At 73.6% G+C, this 18,433-nt stretch carries 8 protein-coding genes; 5 read left to right on the plus strand and 3 right to left on the minus strand.

Annotated features, from left to right (window positions below; genetic code table 11):
- Positions 1-20: 20 nt before the first annotated feature.
- Positions 21-917, minus strand: a complete 897-nt coding sequence (locus ACFHWY_RS11065; protein ID WP_416580049.1) for a 4'-phosphopantetheinyl transferase family protein — start codon at positions 915-917, stop codon at positions 21-23.
- Between the two features lie 225 nt (positions 918-1,142).
- Here ACFHWY_RS11065 and ACFHWY_RS11070 point away from each other — a divergent pair, with 225 nt between their 5' ends.
- Genes ACFHWY_RS11070 through ACFHWY_RS11090 form a run of 5 tightly spaced genes read left to right on the plus strand, consistent with a single transcriptional unit; the run spans position 1,143 to position 15,835 of the window.
- Complete coding sequence (locus ACFHWY_RS11070) at positions 1,143-7,622, plus strand: amino acid adenylation domain-containing protein (RefSeq protein WP_416580050.1); 6,480 nt, start codon at positions 1,143-1,145, stop codon at positions 7,620-7,622.
- Positions 7,619-12,823, plus strand: coding sequence for an amino acid adenylation domain-containing protein (locus ACFHWY_RS11075; protein WP_416580051.1), 5,205 nt, complete (start codon positions 7,619-7,621; stop codon positions 12,821-12,823). The genes ACFHWY_RS11070 and ACFHWY_RS11075 overlap by 4 nt, the downstream gene beginning before the upstream one ends.
- Positions 12,820-13,893, plus strand: a complete 1,074-nt coding sequence (locus ACFHWY_RS11080; RefSeq protein ID WP_416580052.1) for a saccharopine dehydrogenase — start codon at positions 12,820-12,822, stop codon at positions 13,891-13,893. Before ACFHWY_RS11075 ends, ACFHWY_RS11080 begins: the two co-directional genes overlap by 4 nt.
- Positions 13,890-15,083, plus strand: coding sequence for a Gfo/Idh/MocA family oxidoreductase (locus ACFHWY_RS11085; RefSeq protein ID WP_416580053.1), 1,194 nt, complete (start codon positions 13,890-13,892; stop codon positions 15,081-15,083). Before ACFHWY_RS11080 ends, ACFHWY_RS11085 begins: the two co-directional genes overlap by 4 nt.
- A complete protein-coding gene (locus ACFHWY_RS11090) occupies positions 15,080-15,835 on the plus strand; it encodes a thioesterase II family protein (RefSeq protein ID WP_416580054.1) in 756 nt (251 codons plus the stop codon). The genes ACFHWY_RS11085 and ACFHWY_RS11090 overlap by 4 nt, the downstream gene beginning before the upstream one ends.
- Here ACFHWY_RS11090 and ACFHWY_RS11095 read toward each other — a convergent pair.
- Together ACFHWY_RS11095 and ACFHWY_RS11100 are read right to left on the minus strand one after the other, a co-directional pair.
- Positions 15,810-17,393 carry an AMP-binding protein gene (locus ACFHWY_RS11095; protein ID WP_416580055.1) on the minus strand — a complete coding sequence of 528 codons (1,584 nt, stop codon included), beginning with the start codon at positions 17,391-17,393 and terminating at the stop codon, positions 15,810-15,812. The two genes, ACFHWY_RS11090 and ACFHWY_RS11095, sit on opposite strands and share 26 nt — an antisense overlap.
- Entirely contained in the window at positions 17,390-18,415 is a 1,026-nt protein-coding gene (locus ACFHWY_RS11100; protein WP_416580056.1) for a methyltransferase, read from the minus strand. The genes ACFHWY_RS11095 and ACFHWY_RS11100 overlap by 4 nt, the downstream gene beginning before the upstream one ends.
- Positions 18,416-18,433 lie beyond the last annotated feature (18 nt).

The following is an 18,433-nucleotide window of genomic DNA, read 5'->3' on the forward strand; positions in this document are numbered from 1 at the left end:
CGGATCCCTTTCCTGAGGGCTCAACGGACATTGCGTGGTGTCGGTTCTCGCCTGCGTGGGCTCCTTGCCTCGCCGGACGGTGAGCCCTGCGTACCGGCGACGGAAGGAGACCAGGTGGTTGCGCTAGGCCAGCACCTTATTGGAAATGTGTGTCGCTCAGGAACCGCCGCACCGGTGCGATTCCGATCGAGGAGGGATCGACCGTCGTGGTAGGAAACAACAAGCGGCCGCCCGAGCGTGGCCAGCGCGCCGTCGTACCCGACGGGCGCGGCCAGGTCGCTCAGGTGTGGCGGTCCGGCCGGCGCCGGCGTGGCGTCCCAGCTCAGCAGGGCGGCAGGCTGGTCCGGCCCGGTCACGGTGAGTTTTGCCGGGTCGACGGTGAGCCCGTCCCCGGTCGCCTTGAGCAGCGCCTCCTTCCTGGTCCAGTACCGGACGAAGGCGGCCGTCCGGTGCCGGACCCCGGTGCCGGTGACGACCGCGCGTTCCACCTCGGCAAGGGCGCGCAGCGGGAGCGTGCCGCCGCGCAGGGCGAGCCGCTCGATGTCGACACCGACCTCGGTCCGGGTGGCGAACGCCACCACGCACCACTGCCCGGAGTGTGAGACGGAGAACCTCACCGGCGACTCGGGTGAGCGCAGCACCGGCTTGCCGTGCGGCCCGCCGCAGCTCCGGCAGACGGCCTCGAAGCGCAGTCCGGTCGCCGGGACGCGGAGCATGCCGGCGAGCACCAGCCGAGTCAACGCCCGTGCGGTGAGGTGCGCCGCGCGACCTCGCCGATCAGTGAACTCCGCGTGCCTGCGGCGCTCCTCGCCGGCGAGCAGGGCGAGCAGGTCCGGGTCGTCGGGCGGCACGGTCCGGGCCCACCACACCTGGCAGGTGCCCTCGGCGGGCAGGCCGGTCGCCATCGCGGATCTCACCCCTCCTGCTGGTCGCCACCAGGGCGCGGCCGGTCGTCGAGCCCGTTGTGTGTGGAGCCTATTGCAAGTCGCATGTTCTTTCTACTGTACGTATCCCGGCCCGCTTGTTACCTTGGCGTCGGCACAGAGTCGTCGTGGGGTAGCGACGCGAGAGCTTCGGTCGGACAGGGGAGACCCAGATTGGGCGTTGAGGCCGAACACACACGACCCTTCACCCGGGACGGTATGCGCGACGACATCGCGGCGGTCCTCGGCGAACCACCCGGCACCGTCGCGGACGATGCCGACCTCCTCCAGCTCGGTCTCGACTCGATCGGCGTGATGCGGCTGGTCGGCCGCTGGCACCAGCGGGGCGTGTCGGTGAGCTTCGCGGAGCTGATCGAGGGACGCACCCTCGACGACTGGTGGCGGATGGTGGTCGACCGGGTACCCCGCGACGCGGCGGCGGCGGGCGAGCCCGCTCTGGCCGTCGTCGACGGCACCGCGCCGTTCGACCTGGCACCGATGCAGCACGCGTACTGGGTCGGCCGGGGCGACGGACAGGCCCTCGGTGGAGTCGGCGCCCACTTCTACAACGAGTTCGACGGCACCGCCGTGGACCCAGCCCGGCTGGAGGCCGCCGTCCGCGCGTTGCTGCGCCGGCACGGGATGCTGCGCGCCCGCTTCGACGACGACGGTCGGCAGCGGATCCTCGCCGACAGCCCCTGGCCCGGCCTCACCGTGCACGACCTGCGCGACGACGATCCGGAGACAGCCGAACGGACGCTGCTGGACCTGCGCGACCGGCTGTCGCACCGGCGGCTGGACGTGGCCCTGGGCGAGGTGTTCGACGTGCAGTTGTCGCTGCTGCCCGGCGGCGACACCCGCGTTCACGTGCACATCGAGATGCTGGTGGCCGACGCACACAGTTTCCGCATCCTGATGTCGGAACTGGCCCGGCACTACCGGGACCCGGACGCCGAACTGCCCACGATCGGGTTGGACTACCCGACCTACCTGGCAACCCTGCGCGCCCGCCGCGACGACGAGCGCGCGGCCGACCGCAACTACTGGCAGGCGCGGCTGCCCGAGCTGCCCGGCCCGCCGGAGTTGCCGCTGGCCGTGGACCCGCAGCAGGTCAGCGGCCAGCGGGTCGCCCGGCACCACCACTGGGTCGCCGCCGAGCAGGTCGAACGGTTGACCCGGCGGGCCCGGTCGCACGGTCTGACCCTGCCGGTGCTGTTCCTGGCCGCCTTCGGGCACGTGCTCGGCCGCTGGAGCGCCGCCGGGCGCTTCCTGCTGAACCTGCCGCTCTACGACCGCCAGCCGGTCCATCCCGATGTCGCGCACCTGGTCGGTGACTTCACCAACCTGCTGCTGCTGGAGGTCGACACCGCTGCCGAGCGCGACTTCGTGGACTTCGCCCGGGCGGTGCAGGACCGCCTGCGCGCCGACGCCGCCCACCCCGGCTACACGGGCGTGGACGTGCTGCGGGACCTGACCCGCCAGCGTGGCGGCACGCCGGTCGGCGCCCCGGTGGTGTTCACCAGTGCGCTCAGCCTCGGCGAGCTGTTCGACACCGAGGTGCGCGACAGCTTCGGCACACCCGGCTGGACCATGTCGCAGACCCCGCAGGTGTGGCTCGACGTTCAGGTCACCGAACGTGAACACGGACTGTTCGTCAACTGGGACTGTGTCGAGGAACTCTTCCCGGCCGGCCTGGTCGGCCAGATGTTCGAGGCGTACCGCGGGGTGCTCGGTTGGCTGCTCGACGACGACGCTGACTGGGCCGCCCGCCTGCCGGAGCTGCTGCCGCAGCCGACCAGGCAGGAGCGGGCGACGGCCAACGACACCGCCCGCCCGGTCCGCCGTCGCCGGCTGCACGACGACTTCTTCGCTCTGGCCCGTACCGAGCCGGACCGTCCGGCGCTGCTCTGGGGTGCCGATGGGCGACTCAGCTATGGCGAACTCGCCGACCGGGCCGACCGACTCGCCGGCGCACTGGTCGCTGGTGGGGTCCGTCGGGGCGACGCGGTCGCGGTCACCGTCGAGAAGGGTCCGGAACAGGTCGTCGCCGTGCTGGCCGTGCTGCGGGCCGGCGGAGTGTACGTGCCCGTCGGGGTCGACCAGCCCGCCGCCCGTCGGGCCCGGATCCACGCGGTCGCCGGGGCTCGGCACGTGGTGGTCGGTGCCCGGCGTCCCGAATTGCCCACCGAGCTGTGCGTGGTCGACGTGGCGGACCGGTCGAGCCCGCCGGTCACCCCGGTCGACGGTACCGACGACGACCCGGCCTACCTGCTGTTCACCTCCGGCTCCACCGGCGAGCCGAAGGGCGTGCAGGTGCCGCACCGGGCAGCGGTCAACACCATCGACGACATCGACCTGCGGTTCCAGGTCGGCGCCACCGACCGGGTTCTCGCGGTGTCGGCGCTCGACTTCGACCTGTCGGTGTACGACATCTTCGGGCTGCTCGGCGTCGGTGGCGCAGTGGTCTGCGTCGCCGAGGACGAGCGGCGCGACGCCGGTCGCTGGCGCGAACTGGTACGCCGACACCGGGTCACCGTCTGGCAGTCGGTACCGGCGTTGCTGGACATGCTGCTGAGCGCGGGCGACGAGGCGGACCTGCCGCTGCGGCTGGCCCTGCTCGGCGGCGACTGGGTCGGGCTCGACCTGGCCGCCCGGCTGGACGCGCAGGCCACCGGCGCGACGCTGGTCGCGTTGGGCGGCACCACGGAGACCGCGATCCACTCCACGGTGCAGGTGGTGCCGGTGCCAGTGCCCGCCAGCTGGCGTTCGGTGCCGTACGGCGTGCCGCTGGCCAACCAACTCATGCGGGTGGTGGACCCCGCCGGGCGGGACCGGCCGGACTGGGTGCCCGGTGAACTGTGGATCGGCGGGGCATCGGTGGCCGACGGCTACCGCGGCGACCCCGAGCGCACCGCCAACCACTTCCGTGAGGTCGACGGCGTGCGCTGGTACCGCACCGGTGACCTGGCCCGTTACCACCCGCAGGGCGTGGTCGAGTTCCTCGGCCGGGCCGACGCCCAGGTCAAGATCCGGGGGCACCGGATCGAGCTGGGCGAGATCGAGACCGCCCTGGAACGCCACCCCGCGGTCCGCCGGGCCGTCGCGGTGGCCCTCGGTACGCCCCGACGGCTGGCCGCCGCCGTCACCGCCGTGACGGGGGTGGACCCGGAGGCATTACGCGACTGGCTGGCCGGGCAGGTGCCCGGGTACATGGTGCCGGAGCAGCTGGTGTTCACCGACCAGCTGCCGCTGTCGGCGAACGCGAAGATCGATCGGCGGGCGGTGGTCGGCCTCGTCGAGGCGGCGCGGCCCGGACCGGAGGAGGTCGAGGCCCCGGACGGCGACATCGAGTGCGACGTCGCAAGGATCTGGGCGCGGCTGCTCGACGTGCCGGCCGTGGGCCGGCGGCAGAGCTTCTTCGCCGCTGGCGGGGACAGCCTGGTCGCCACCCGGTCGATGGCGCTGCTCGCCGAGGCCGGGCTGGACGGGGCGAACCTGCGGCAGCTCTTCGCCACCCCGGTGCTGGCCGACTTCGCCGCCACCCTGCGCCGTGCCGGCACGGATCGGCCCGCCGCCGCGGTGCTGCGCCCGGACCCGGCGAACCGACATGAGCCGTTCCCGCCCACCGACGTGCAGCGTGCCTACTGGTTGGGGCGCAGCAGCGACTTCGCGCTGGGCGGCGTCGGTTCGCACTGGTACTGGGAGTTCGACGGGGCCGACGTCGACCTCGACCGGCTTGAGGACGCCGTCAACCTGCTCGTCGCGCGGCACGACATGCTGCGCGCGGTCTTCGACGACAACGGAGACCAGCGGGCGCTGGCCGACGTGGACCGGTTCCGGATCGCGGTGCGTGCCGGTGGCGACGAGGCACTGGGCGAGCTGCGTGAACGGATGTCCCACCGGGTCCCCGACCCGGGCCGATGGCCGCTGCTGGAGATCGGCGCGGTGCGGTACGCGGACGGCCGGGCGCGGATCGGTTTCAGCTTCGACTACATCGTGCTCGACGCGCTCAGCATCGTGATCTTCTTCGACGAGTTGACCGCCCTGTACCGGGACCCGGCGGCCGTGCTGCGCCCCGTCGGGGTGACCTTCCGCGACTACCTGCTCGCCGCCCCCGCCGACCCGCAGGTCGTCGCCGCCGACCAGCAGTACTGGCTGGACCGGCTGGACACACTGCCTCCCGGTCCGCCGCTGCCACTGGCCGTGGACCCGGCCACCGTCACCGCACCGCGCTTCCACCGCCGGGAGGACCGGCTCGATCCCGCGCAGTGGCGTCGGCTGACCGAGCAGGCCCGCCGGCACGGGGTGACGCCGGCCAGCGTCCTCGCCGCCGCCTTCGCCGAGGTGCTCTCGGCCTGGAGCGGACGCGCCGAACTGACCGTCAACTTCACCCTGTTCAACCGGCGCGACGTGCACCCCGACATCAACAACATCCTCGGCGACTTCACCTCGTTGCTGCTGGTCGCGTACCGGGCCGGGGCGGGCGACAGCTGGCTGGACCTGGTCCGGCGTACCCAGGAACAGGTCTGGGAGGGGATGGCCCACGACTCGGCGTCCGCGCTGTGGGTGCTGCGTGAACTCGCCCGCCGCGAGCAGGGCGGCACAGTGAGCATGCCCGTCGTGTTCACCAGCGCGCTCGGCGTCGCCGGGGGCATGAGCGAGATGGCCTTCCCCTTCGGCGAACTGGTCTGGGGCATCTCGCAGACCCCGCAGGTGTGGCTCGACAACCAGGTGATGGAGCGCGACGGCGGACTGGTCTACAACTGGGACTCGGTCGAGGAACTCTTCCCGGCCGGGCTGCTCGACGCGATGTTCGACGCGTACCGCGAGCTGCTGCGCTGGCTGACCACGGGGGACTGGTCCGGTGCCGCCCCGCCGCCGCTGCCGGCGGCGCAGCGACGGACCCGCGACGCGGTCAACGACACGGCCGGGCCGCTGCCGGCCGGGCTGCTGCACACCGGATTTTTCACCCACGCCGCCGCCACGCCGGAGGCACCGGCAGTGATCACCGCCGACGGCGGGGAGGTCGGCTACGGCGATCTGGCCGGCCGGGCACTGCGCATCGGCGCGGCGTTGCGTGCGCACGGCGTGCGCGCCGGTGACGCGGTCGCGGTCACCCTGCCCCGCGGCGTCGACCAGATCGCTGCCGTGCTCGGGGTGCTCGCCGTGGGTGGACACTACGTGCCGGTCGGTGTCGACCAGCCGGCCGAGCGGCGCGACCGCATCTACGCCCGTGCCGGGGCACGGGTCGTGCTGGCTCGCGCCGACCTGCCCACCGCGCATCCGGTCGTCGCGCCGGACAGCACCGCCACGCCACTGCCGGCGCCGGTCGAACTCGACCCGGACCAACTCGCGTACATCATCTTCACCTCGGGCTCCACCGGCGAGCCGAAGGGCGTGGAGATCACCCACCGGGCGGCGCTGAACACCGTCGACGACATCACCACCCGTTACCGGGTGGGCCCCGCCGACCGGGTCCTCGCGGTGTCGGCGCTCGACTTCGACCTGTCCGTGTACGACATTTTCGGGCTGCTCGGCGCGGGCGGCGCACTGGTCTGCGTCGCCGACAGCGACCGGCGGGAGGCCCGCAGCTGGGCCGCGGCCGCCCGGCGCGGCGGTGTCACCGTCTGGAACTCCGTGCCCGCACTGCTGGACATGCTCCTGGTCGCGGCCGACGCCGAGGGACTGCCCGACGGGCTGCGCCTGGTGCTGCTCTCCGGGGACTGGGTCGGGCTGGACCTGCCCGGTCGGCTGCGAGACCGGTGCCCCTCGGCCCGGTTCGTGGCGCTCGGCGGCGCCACCGAGGCGGCGATCTGGTCCAACGCCTGCGAGGTCGACGAGGTACCCGCGCACTGGCGGTCGGTGCCCTACGGCCAGCCACTGCGCAACCAGCGCTACCGGGTGGTCGATCAGCGCGGCCGGGACTGTCCCGACTGGGTGCCCGGTGAGCTGTGGATCGGCGGCGTCGGGGTGGCCCGCGGCTACCGGGGGGACGCGGAAACCACCTCCCGGCAGTTCGTCACCGTGCACGGAGATCGGTGGTACCGCACCGGCGATCTCGGCCGCTACTGGCCCGACGGCACGCTGGAGTTCCTCGGCCGGGTCGACTTCCAGGTCAAGATCCGGGGACATCGGATCGAACTGGGCGAGATCGAGGCCGCGGCGCAGGCGCACCCGGAGGTGGCCCGGGCCGTCGGGCTCACCGTCGGTGACGGTGCCCACCGCCGGCTCGCGCTGGCCGTGGTCGCCGACGACGAGCCGATCGACGACCTGGCGCTGCTCGGCTTCCTGGCCGAACGGCTGCCCAGCTACATGGTTCCGGAGCGGGTGGTCGGCGTGGTGGACCTGCCGCTGACCGCCAACGGCAAGGTGGACCGCCGGGCGTTGACCGCCCAGGTGACCGCCGAGCCCGACGACGCCGCCGACGAGAGCCCCCGCGGGGACAGCGAGAAGCTCGTCGCCGAGATCTGGGCCGAGGTGCTCGACTACGACCGGATCGGCCGTAACCAGAGCTTCTTCGCCCTCGGCGGGGACAGCCTGCTGGCCACCCGGCTGGTGGAGACGCTGCGCCAACGCCACGGGATCGAACTGTCGCTGCGGCAGCTGTTCCTGGCACCGACCGTGGCGCAGCTGGCGGACGTCTTCGACACCCACCGCCGCGCGGTGGAACCCGGTGACTTCGAGGAGGGCATTCTATGAGTCAGTCGTCCGCCGGTGAACTGCTTGCCGAGTTGGAGAGCGCGGGGGTGCGGGTCTGGTTGGAGGCCGGCCAGCTGCGTTTCCGCGCACCGCAGGGGGCGATGACGCCTACCCGCCGGGAGGCGTTACGTGCCCGCCGCGACGAGATCGTCGCCCACCTCGACAACGGTGGCGGTGTCGCGCTGGCACCCGATCCGGCGCACCGGCACGATCCGTTTCCGGTCACCGACGTGCAGGCGGCGTACCTGCTCGGCCGGGGGGAGACGTTCGCCTACGGCGGTGTGGCCTGCCACGGCTACGGCGAACTGGTCTACCCGCAGCTCGATCCGGATCGGATGACGGCCGCCTGGCGGGCGCTGATCGAGCGGCACGACATGCTCCGCGCGGTGGTGGAGGCCGACGGTGCGCAGCGGGTGCTGCCGCAGGTGCCACCGTTCGAGGTGCCGGTGATCGACCTGACCGGCCGTTCCGAGGCGGTGGTCGAGGCCGCCGTCGGCGCGGTGCGCGCGGAAATGGACCATCTGGTGCACAGCCCCGACCAGTGGCCGCTGTTCGCCGCCCGGATCACCCTGGCCGACACCCGGGCCGTGCTGCACGTGTCGATCGACTTCCTGATCGCCGACTTCATCAGCGTCCAGGTGGTACTCGACGAACTGCACCGGCTCTACCACCGGCCGGACGAGCCGCTGCCGCCGCTGGAGGTCACCTTCCGCGACTACCAACTGGCGCAACGGGCGGTACGCGACAGCCCGCGATACACCCAGGACCGGCAGTGGTGGCTGGAGCGCGTCGATGATCTGCCGGGCGCGCCGGAACTGCCGACGGTGGCCCGTCCCGCCGACAGCGACGGGCGGTTCCGCCGCTGGGAGACCCGGCTGTCGCCGCAGGTCTGGGAGGGGCTGCGGCAGCGCGCCGGCCGGCACGGCGTCAGCCCGTCCGGCGCGGTGCTGGCCGCGTACGCCGACACGATCGCCGCGTGGAGCCGCCGATCCCGGTTCACCCTGGACATCACGCTGCTCAACCGGGCACCTGTGCACGAGCAGGTCAACGCCCTGGTCGGTGACTTCACCTCGGTGGACCTGCTGGCCGTGGACGCCGACCCGGTCCGCCGCTTCGACGAGCGGGCCCGGGACCTTCAGGTGCAGCTCTGGGAGGACCTGGACCACCGCACGTTCAGCGGCATCGAGGTGATCCGGGAGATCGCCCGCCGGCAGGGCGCCGAGGCGGCGCTGTTCCCGGTGGTGTTCACCAGCGCCATCGGCATCACCTCGGCCGGCGCCGCCGCAGACGGCGCGCCGCTCGGTGAACTGGGCTACGGGATCAGCCAGACCCCGCAGGTCTGGATCGACTGCCAGAACATCGAACGCGACGGCGGCCTGGTGTCCAACTGGGACGTGCGGGAGGAGGTCTTCCCGCCGGGGGTGGTCGACGACATGTTCGCCGCGTACGACGCGCTGTTGCACCGACTGGCCGCCGACGACGCGGCGTGGACCAGCACCGGGCTCCCGGAGCCGCCGCAGGCGGCGTTGCAGCGCCGGGCCGAGGCCAACCGGACGCGGTCCGTCCTGCCCGCGGGGATGCTGCACGACCGGGTGGTGCTGCAGGCGCTGAGCACCCCCGACCGGCCGGCGGTCATCGCCGTCGACCGCACGCTCACCTACGCCGAACTGCTGGGCCGGGCCGCCGGGGTGGCCGAGGCGCTGACCGCGGCCGGCTGCCGGCGGCAGGAACTGGTCGCGGTGGTCATGGACCGGGGTTGGGAGCAGGTCGTAGCGGTGCTGGGCACACTGCTCGCCGGCTGTGTCTACGTGCCGGTGGACACCTCGTCGCCGGCCGCCCGGCGTCGCGTCATCCTGGACAACGCCGGGATCCGCTGCGCGCTCACGCAGTCCCGGGTGGACCCGGACGGCTGGACCGAGGGGCTGCGGCTGGTCGCCGTCGACCTGCTCACCGAGGGGGAACCGCGCCCCGTCGAGGGCTCCGGCGACCCGGAGGAGCTGGCGTACGTCATCCACACCTCCGGCTCGACCGGCACGCCCAAGGGCGTGATGATCAGTCACCGGGGCGCGTTGAACACGGTGCTCGACATCAACGACCGCTTCGCCGTCGGCCCCGAGGACCGGGTGCTCGGCCTGTCCAACCTCGGCTTCGACCTGTCGGTCTACGACATCTTCGGCCCGTTGTCCGCCGGTGGTGCGCTGGTCGTGCCCGACCCGGACCGTCGCGGCGACCCGTCGCACTGGGTGGAGCTCGTCGCCGGATACGCGGTGACGGTGTGGAACTCGGTGCCCGCCCAGCTGCAGATGCTGCACGACTACCTGGTCTCCGCCGCCGTGGTGCCGCCGGACGGGTTGCGGCTTGCCATGCTCTCCGGCGACTGGATCCCGGTGGCCCTGCCGGAGGCGATCCGGGCCCGGGTGCCAGGGCTGCGGGTGGTCAGCCTGGGTGGAGCGACCGAGGCGTCGATCTGGTCGATCTGGTACCCGATCGAGCAGGTCGACCCGCAGTGGCGCAGCATCCCGTACGGCCGCCCGTTGACCAACCAGAGTTTCCACGTGCTCGACGCGGCGTTGCGTCCGCGTCCGGACCTGGTCGGCGGTGAGCTGTACATCGGCGGCGCCGGGCTGGCGTTGGGCTACCTGAACGACAGCGAGCGCACCGCCGAGCGGTTCGTCGTGCACCCGGAGACCGGGGACGTGCTGTACCGCACCGGTGACCTCGGCCGGTACCTGCCGGACGGCACCATCGAATTCCTCGGCCGGGAGGACCTTCAGGTCAAGATCCGCGGTTACCGGATCGAGCTGGCCGAGATCGAGGCGGCCCTGGGTACCCACCCCGGGGTGGCCGGCGCGGTCGTGGTGGTCGACGGGGACACCCCGCTGGAGCGGCGGCTGGCCGCGTTCGTCGAGCCGGCCGGCCGGACGGTCACCGCGCTGCAGACGGAGCACGAGGTGGCAGCGGCCCGGGAGTTCGGCGAAGCCGCGTGCTCCGACGCCGACGCCACCCTCACCGGCGTCGACCGGGAGCGCTACCTGGCGTACGCCCATGGGCTGGACGACGTCGCGCTGCCGGCGATGCTCGACGCGTTTCGCGCCGCCGGCCTATTCGCCGGCGGCGACCAGCGGCATCTGCTGGCCGAGCTGCTCGATACGGCCGGTGTCGCCCCGCGCCACCACCGGTTGGTGCGGCGCTGGTTGCGGGCGCTGACCGGTGCCGGCCTGCTCGACCGGGACGACTCCGGCCGGTACGGGTTGACCCCGGCGGGCGCGGCGGCGGACAGCGCCGCCGGCTGGCGCGGTGTCGAGCAGCTCGCCGACGCCGAGGACAAGGAGCTGCTCGGCTACTTCCGGAACAGCACCGCACAGCTGCCCGCCCTGCTGCGTGGCGAGGACGACCCGTTGGCGCTGCTGTTCCCGCAGGGCCGGGTGGACGTCTCGCAGGGGCTCTACGAGCGGACCCTGTTCAACCGCTGGGCCAACGAGGCCGCCGCGGCCCTGGTCCGCCAGATCGCCGGGCAGCGCATCGAACCCGGAGCGCTGCGGGTGCTGGAGGTCGGCGCGGGAGCCGGCGGCACCACCGCCGCGGTGCTCGCCGCGCTGGCCGGACACGAGGTGGACTACCTGGCCACCGACCTGTCACCGTTCTTCGTCAACGAGCTGCGGACCCGCTTCGGTGAGCGGCCCGGCCTGCGGCTGCAGGCGGTCGACATCGACCGGGACCTCACCGCGCAGGGCCTGGCGCCGAACTCCTTCGACGTGATCGTGGCCGGCGACGTGCTGCACGCCAGCGCCGACATCGGCCGGGCGCTGGAGCGGCTGCGGGAGGTGCTCGCCCCGCAGGGCTGGTTGGTGGCCTGCGAGATGACCCGCGACCACTACCAGATCATGACCTCGCTGGAGCTGCTGGTGCGGGTGGACGAGGCCACCGCCGACTTCACCGACCTGCGCCAGGGCACCGAGCAGGTGTTCCTCGACCGCCGGTCCTGGCTGGAGGTGCTCGACACGGCGGGTGCGGCGCAGCCGATGTGCCTGCCCGCACCGGACGACTTCATCGCCGAGCTGGGCATGTGTGTGCTGGCCGCCCGGTTCAAGACCGACCGGCTGCCGATCTCCCGCGACGATGTCTCCGAACACCTGGCCGTGCGGTTGCCGCAGTACATGGTCCCGGCGGTGGTTCAGGTCGTGGACGCCTTCCCGCTCAACACCAACGGCAAGGTCGACCGGGCGGCGCTGCGGCGCCGGCTGCCCCGGCGCGGTGCGACGGCGTCCACCGGGTCCGCCGCTGCGGGCAGCGACCTGGAACGCCAGATCGCGGCGGTGTGGGCGCAGGCGCTGCGGGTACCCCGGGTGGGCCGCGACGAGAACCTGTTCGAACTCGGCGGTGACTCCCTGGTCGCGGCCCAGATCACCGGCCGGATCCTGGAGGAGGTCCCGCATGCGGCGGGGCTCTTCTTCGACCAGCTGCTACGCCAGGTGCTGGAGCAGCCCACGGTCGCCGCGCTCGCCGCGCACGTCGAGGCGGAGTCGGCCGCGCCGGTCGAGGCGTCGCCGGTCGGTGCGGTCACCTCGGCCGCCACCGGCGGGCTGTCCGTGCTGCACGAGGGTGTCCCGGGCACCCCGTGGGTACTGGTGCCGGGCTGCGCCGCGACGGTCGACGGGTACGCGGCGCTGGTACCGGAGCTCGCGGTGAACGGTGCCGTGCTGGGCCTGGCCACCGACACGACCGACGACCTGCCCAGGGTCGCCGCCGAGCAGGCCCGGCTGATCGCCGCAGCCGGTCATCCGGCGGTCCGGCTGGTCGGGCACGGCCTCGGCGCGACCCTCGCTCTTGAGGTGGCCCGCTCACTGACCGAGGCCGGCGCGCAGGTCGACGCCCTGGTTCTGGTGTCACCGTGGCGGCCGGCGGGCGCCGGTGACGTCGCTGCCGCGTACCGGGCGGAGACCGGTGGGGAGGAACCCGACGAGGGCTTCGGTGCGCGACTGTCGGCGACGGTCCGGCACGAGCCGACCCTGTACGCCGGTGACCTGACCGTGCTGCGGCCCACCGGTGAGGTGCCCTACGACGAGCAGGCGCTGGAGTTCTGGGCCGACCTGTGCCTGGGCGATGTGCGTACCGTGGACGTCGCCGGAGATCACCTTTCGGTGCTGGGGGCGGCGGCCGGCGCGGTGGTGGCGGCGCTCGACCCGGAGCCGGCCAGGTGACCGTCGTCGCCGTGCTCGGCGCCTCCGGCGCGGTCGGTCGGGTCGCGGTGGATCTGCTGCGATCCTGGGGCGTCGGTCCGCTGCGGGCCGGTGCGCGGCGTCGGCCGCGGATCGACGGGGTCGAGGCGGTGGCTGTCGACGCACACGACCCGGTGGACCTGGCCCGGTTCTGCGCCGGCGCGCGGGTGGTGCTCAACTGCGCCGGCCCGGCGGTCGACCTGGCCGACCGGGTGGCTCGGGCATGCGACGCGGCCGACGCCGACTACGTGGACGCGGCCGGCGACGACGCGCTGTACGCCTCGGTCGTGGCGGCCATCGGTGGCGGTTCGCGGGTCGCGGTGGTGTCGGCGGGGATGATGCCGGGTCTGTCCGGGCTGCTGCCCCGGCTGCTGGCCGCGTACCTGCCCGACGGCGAGCGGCTGACCGGGTACGTCGGTGGGCGCGACCGGTTCACGTTGACCGCCGCCGTCGACTACGTCGCGGCCGACGACAGTTTCGGCTGGCCCGCCGCGGCCTGGCGGGACGGCCGGGTGGTGCAGGGCGCGCTGAGCCCGGTCGACGAGGTGGCCGTGCCGTCGTTTCCCGAGCTGGTCACCGCCCAGCCCTACCTGGGCACGGAGACGGCCCGCGTCGCCGCCGCGCTGGGCCTGCGCCGGGTCGACTGGTATTCGGTCTTCGCCGGCGAGCGGGTGCTGACCGCGCTGCGCGCCGCGCCCCGACCCGGGGACGCGGACCTGCGCCTGGCCGGCGAGCGGCTGCGGCGGGCCGCGGAGCTGGACCTTTTCGGGCAGCGGCCGTACCAGAATCTGGTGGTTGTCCTGGCGGGACCGCGCGGGGAGCGCACCGCCGTGGTGCACGGCACCGGGGCCAGCGATCTCACCGGCACGGTCGCGGCGTTGACCGTCCGGGCAGTGCTGGCCGGCGCGGTGCCGCCGGGCGTCTGGCACGCCGCCGAGGTGCTCGACCCGGTCGCCACCTTCACCGAGCTGGCGGCGGCGCCGGGGGTGCTGTACGCCTCCGTGGCGGCGGACGTCGCCGCCGTCGACCACTACGAGGAGGACGTGATTTGAACCGACCCACCCGGGTGGTCGTCTGCGGCACCCGCTTCGGCCAGGTCTACCTGGAGTCCTTCCGCAACGCGGACCCTAGCTTCCAGCTCGCCGGCGTCCTCGCCGGGGGCAGCGACCGTTCCCGGGCCTGCGCCGCGCACTACGGGGTGCCGCTGTACACGGCGGTCGAGCAGTTGCCCGACGACATCGACGTCGCCTGTGTCGTCATCCGTGGAGGTCTGCTCGGCGGCCGGGGCTCCGAGCTGGCGATGGAGCTGATGGCGCGCGGCGTGCACGTGCTACAGGAGCACCCGCTGCACCACGACGAGCTGGCCCGTTGCCTGCGGCAGGCCCGCCGACACAAGGTGGTGTACCAGCTCAACCCGTTCTACCGGCACATCACACCGGTACGCCGGTTCCTCGGCGCGGCCGGCGAGCTGCTGCGCCGCCAGCCACCGCGTTACCTCGACGTGGCCTGCGGATTCCAGCTGGCCTATTCGTTGCTGGACCTGCTGGGCCAGGCCCTCGGCGGCCTCCGGCCGTGGCGGTTCACCGAGCTGCCGGCGCTGCCCGCCTCGGTCACCACGGCGACCGCTCTGGACCTGCCGTTCCGCAGCCTGGACGGAGTGCTGGCCGGCGTGCCGGTCACGCTGCGGGTGCAGAACCAGATGGACCCGGCCGACCCCGACAACTACGCCCACCTGATGCACCGCATCACCATCGGTACCGAGGCCGGCAACCTCACCCTGGTCGGCACCCACGGCCCGACGGTCTGGACGGCCCGGCCCGACTTTCCCCGGGAGGTCGCCGGGATCGGCGCCGACCCGCACTTCGCCGCCGACCGCGACACCAGCATCCCCAGCGCGCTCACCCTCGGGCCGGCCGAGGTCCCGCACTACGACACGGTCTTCGGCACCACCTGGCCGCAGGGGGTCCGCCGGGCACTGTGGACCCTGCGGGACACCGTGGAGCGGGGCGAGGACCCGCTGCGGCAGGGCCAGTACCACCTGACGTTGTGCCAGCTCTGGCAGGAGCTGACACTGATCCTCGGCCCGCCGGAGCTGGTCAGCGCCGAACCGCCCCGGATGCTCGCGGCCGGCGACCTGGCGGCTCTGGCGGCGGCCGGCGAGGCCGCGGCGGCCGAGATCACCACGGTGGCGCCGACGGCACCGGAACCGGCGGTGACCGGCGGCGTGGGGGTGGCCGGGTGAACGGAGTCGACACCACCGCCCGCCGGTGGCTGCGCTGCTACCGCCCCCGGCCGGCGGCCACGGTCCGGCTGGTCTGCTTCCCGCACGCCACCGGCAGCGCGCCCTTCTACCGCAACTGGGCGCGCGAACTGCCCGATGAGGTCGAGTTGCTGGCGGTGCAGTACCCGGGCCGGCTGGACCGCATCGGCGAACCGCCGCTGACCGCCATGGCCCTGCTGGCCGACATGATCACTGAGGTGCTCGTCCCCCGGCGGGACCTCCCGGTCGCCCTGTTCGGCCACAGCATGGGCGCCGCGGTCGCCTACGAGGTGGCCCGCCGCCTGGAGCGGCGGCACGGCGGGCCGCTCGCGCACCTCTTCGTCTCCGGTCGCCCCGCGCCGTGTCACCACCGGCCGGGCACCAAGCACCTCGGTCCCGACGACGTCCTCTGGGGGGAGCTGCGCAGGCTGGGCGGCACCGATCCGGCGGCGTTGGACAATCCGCAGCTGCGGGCGGCGGTGCTGCCGACGCTGCGGGCGGACTACCAGCTCATCGAAAGCTACCGGCCGGTGGCGGGCGATCGGTTGGCCACGCCGATCTCCGCGCTGGTCGGCGACGTGGACACCGAGGCGGCGGTGGACGAGGTGGCGGCCTGGGCGGCGTACACCCGGGCGTCGTTCGACCTCACCGTCTTCGACGGCGACCACTTCTACCTGGTGCCGCACCGGTCGAAGGTGCTGGCCGGCGTCACCCGGAGCCTCGGCCTGCCGTGACGTCGGTCGGCGCCGCACCGGCGAGGTGCCGGCGCCACAGCAGGCGACGCTTCGGCTTGCCGCTGGTGGTGCGCGGCACGGTGCCCGCCGGCACCGGCACGACGTGCACCGTCGCCCCCGGCACCAGCGGTCTCACCAGCGCGGGGATCCGGGGCAGCCACTCGGGGCGGGGATGTTCCAGGTGGACCACCACAGTGGGGTGACCGGCCCGCAGGCCGAGCACGGTGGCCAACCGGCCGGGCGGTACGCCCAGGGCCGCGCCGAGCACCGCGTCGACGTCCTCGGCGAAGACCGTCCGGCCGTGCACCTTCAGGCTGTCGCCGAGGCGGCCCAGCACGTACAGTTCGCCGTCGCGGACAAAACCGGCGTCGCCGGTGCGGACCCTGCCGTCGTGGAACACCGGCCCACCGGCGTACCCGTCGGTCACCCCGGCCCCGCTGACCACGATCTCCCCGACCGCGCCCTCGTCGACCGGACGGGCGTCGTCGCCGACGACCGACACCCCGGCGCCGGCGAGCGGATGCCCGCAACCGACCACCGGCACGCCGTCCGGCCCGGGCACCTGTCGCCACCCGGTGCGCAGCGGCAGCCCACTGACCGCGAGCGTCGCCTCCGCCAGTCCGTACGCGGGCAGCAGCGCCTCCCGGCGCAGCCCGTACGGGGCGAGCAGCCCGGCGAAATTCTCCAGGGCGGACGGCTGGATCCGCTCGGCGCCGACGATGACCGCCCGCCACCGGCTGAAGTCGAGCCCAGCCAGCTGCTCGGCCCGGACCCGGCGGACCACGTGCGCCAGGCCGAAGCCGGGCATCGCGGTCAGCCGGGCGCCGTGCCGGCCGAAGCACTCCAGGAAGCGGGTGGGCCGGCGGACGAACTCCGCCGGTGAGAGCAGCCACAGGTCGGCGCCGGTGACGATGGGCGCCAGCAGGCAACCCACCAGACCCATGTCGTGGTGCACCGGCAGCCAGGACGCGGTGGGGTCGTCCGGCGTCATCTCCAGCCAGCTCCGGATGGCCGCGACGTTGGCCTCCAGCGCCGGGTAGGGCACCCGTACTCCGCGTACCGTGCCGCTGGTGCCGGAGGTGAACTGCAGCAGCGCCAGCCGGGCCGGTGCCGCCACCCCGTCGCCTCGCGGTGGTTCGACAGGCAGCTCCGCGACGTCGACGGTGGCCACCCCGGCCTGGGCCGCCGCGTGGGCGAGCGTCGGGGCGGGCGCACCGTCGAGCACGACCAGCCGGGGCCGCATCGCCGCCAGGGCGGCGCCCAGGTGTTCGGCGTACCGGTCCGGGTCGCCGAAGGTGGCCGGTGGCGCGAGCGGCGACGCCGTCGCACCGGCCAGCAGCGTGCCGAACAGGGCGCCGACGAACTCCGGGCCGGTGGGCAGCACGATGCCCACCACGTCGCCCGGGCGTACCCCGCGCGCGGCCAGGCCGGCGGCATACCCCCGGGCCAGCCGGGCCAGCCGGGTGTACGGCCAGCTCTGCCAGCTGCCGTCCGGACGGGAGAACCGAATGCCCCGGTCGGCGCGCGGGTCGTCCAGCCAGGACAGCAGTCCGGTCATGCCGGCCGGGCCTCGATCACCGGGAACATCGGTGTCGGTGTCGCCTCGACCAGTTCCAGTCCGGCCCCGGCCAGCAGGGCCCGTTGTTCGTCGAGGCTGCGTGCGCCGCCCGCGCTGAGCGTCAGCATGAGCATGTCCATCCGGCGGGCCAGCGGTGTGCTGTCCACCTCGGACTGCCGTCCGGCCTCCAGGATGAAGACCCGGCCCTGCGGGGACATGGCGGCGCGGATGCGCCGCAGGACGCCGGTCGCCTCCTCGTCGCTCCAGCTGTACAGGATCCGCTTGAGCACGTACGCATCCGCGCCGGTGGGGATGTCGTCGGTGAGGAAGCTGCCGGGCACCACCGTGGCCCGGTCCGCGACTCCGGCCCCGGCGAGCGTCTCCGGCGCGTTCGCCACCACCCCGGGCAGGTCGAACAGCACCCCCCGCATCCGGGGAAAGCGAGCCAGCAGGTCGCCGAGGAAACGGCCGTTGCCGCCGCCGACGTCGACCACGGTGCCGAAGCGGGACCAGTCCGAGGCGCGCAGGATCGCCATCAGTTCCATGCCGGTGACGCCGCTCATCACCTTGTCGAAGGCTTCCCCGTCGGCGGGGTGCTGGCCGAAGTGGTCCCACATGCCGACGCCGTGCACCGCGTCGAACGCGCCCTCGCCGGTCCGCAGGGTGTGGTCCAGCCCTTCCATGGCCCGGGTGCACACCACAGGGGAGAGGAAGATGTCCCGGGCCGAGTACGGGTGGTCGGTCCGCAGCAGGTCGGCCATCGGGGTGAGCCCGAACTCGCCCGGCGTGACCTCGGCGAACAGGTCGCGGGTGGCGAGGTACCGCAGGGCTTTGGTCAGCGACGGCTCGTGGGCGTCGCAGGCCCGGGCCAGCTCGGCGGCGGGCAGTGGCCCGTCGGCCAGCCGGTCGGCCACCCGCAGCAGGCAGACCGCCCGGATGGTGTACGGCAGCAGGTAGTCACCCACCTCCATGAGCCGCAGGATTGCCGGCACGTCGATCCCGGGGCGTCGTCTCGTCAGCATCGCTGCTCCTTGTCAACT

Source organism: Micromonospora sp. LOL_024 (assembly GCF_048060415.1).
In the GTDB taxonomy this organism is placed as follows: domain Bacteria; phylum Actinomycetota; class Actinomycetes; order Mycobacteriales; family Micromonosporaceae; genus Micromonospora.

Bases quoted from the DNA above. Each gene is read 5' to 3' on its own strand.
- ACFHWY_RS11075 (WP_416580051.1), top strand. From the start codon at position 7,619: ATGAGTCAGTCGTCCGCCGGTGAACTGCTTGCCGAGTTGGAGAGCGCG.
- ACFHWY_RS11100 (WP_416580056.1), bottom strand. From the start codon at position 18,415: ATGCTGACGAGACGACGCCCCGGGATCGACGTGCCGGCAATCCTGCGG.
- ACFHWY_RS11095 (WP_416580055.1), bottom strand. From the start codon at position 17,393: ATGACCGGACTGCTGTCCTGGCTGGACGACCCGCGCGCCGACCGGGGC.
- ACFHWY_RS11070 (WP_416580050.1), top strand. From the start codon at position 1,143: ATGCGCGACGACATCGCGGCGGTCCTCGGCGAACCACCCGGCACCGTC.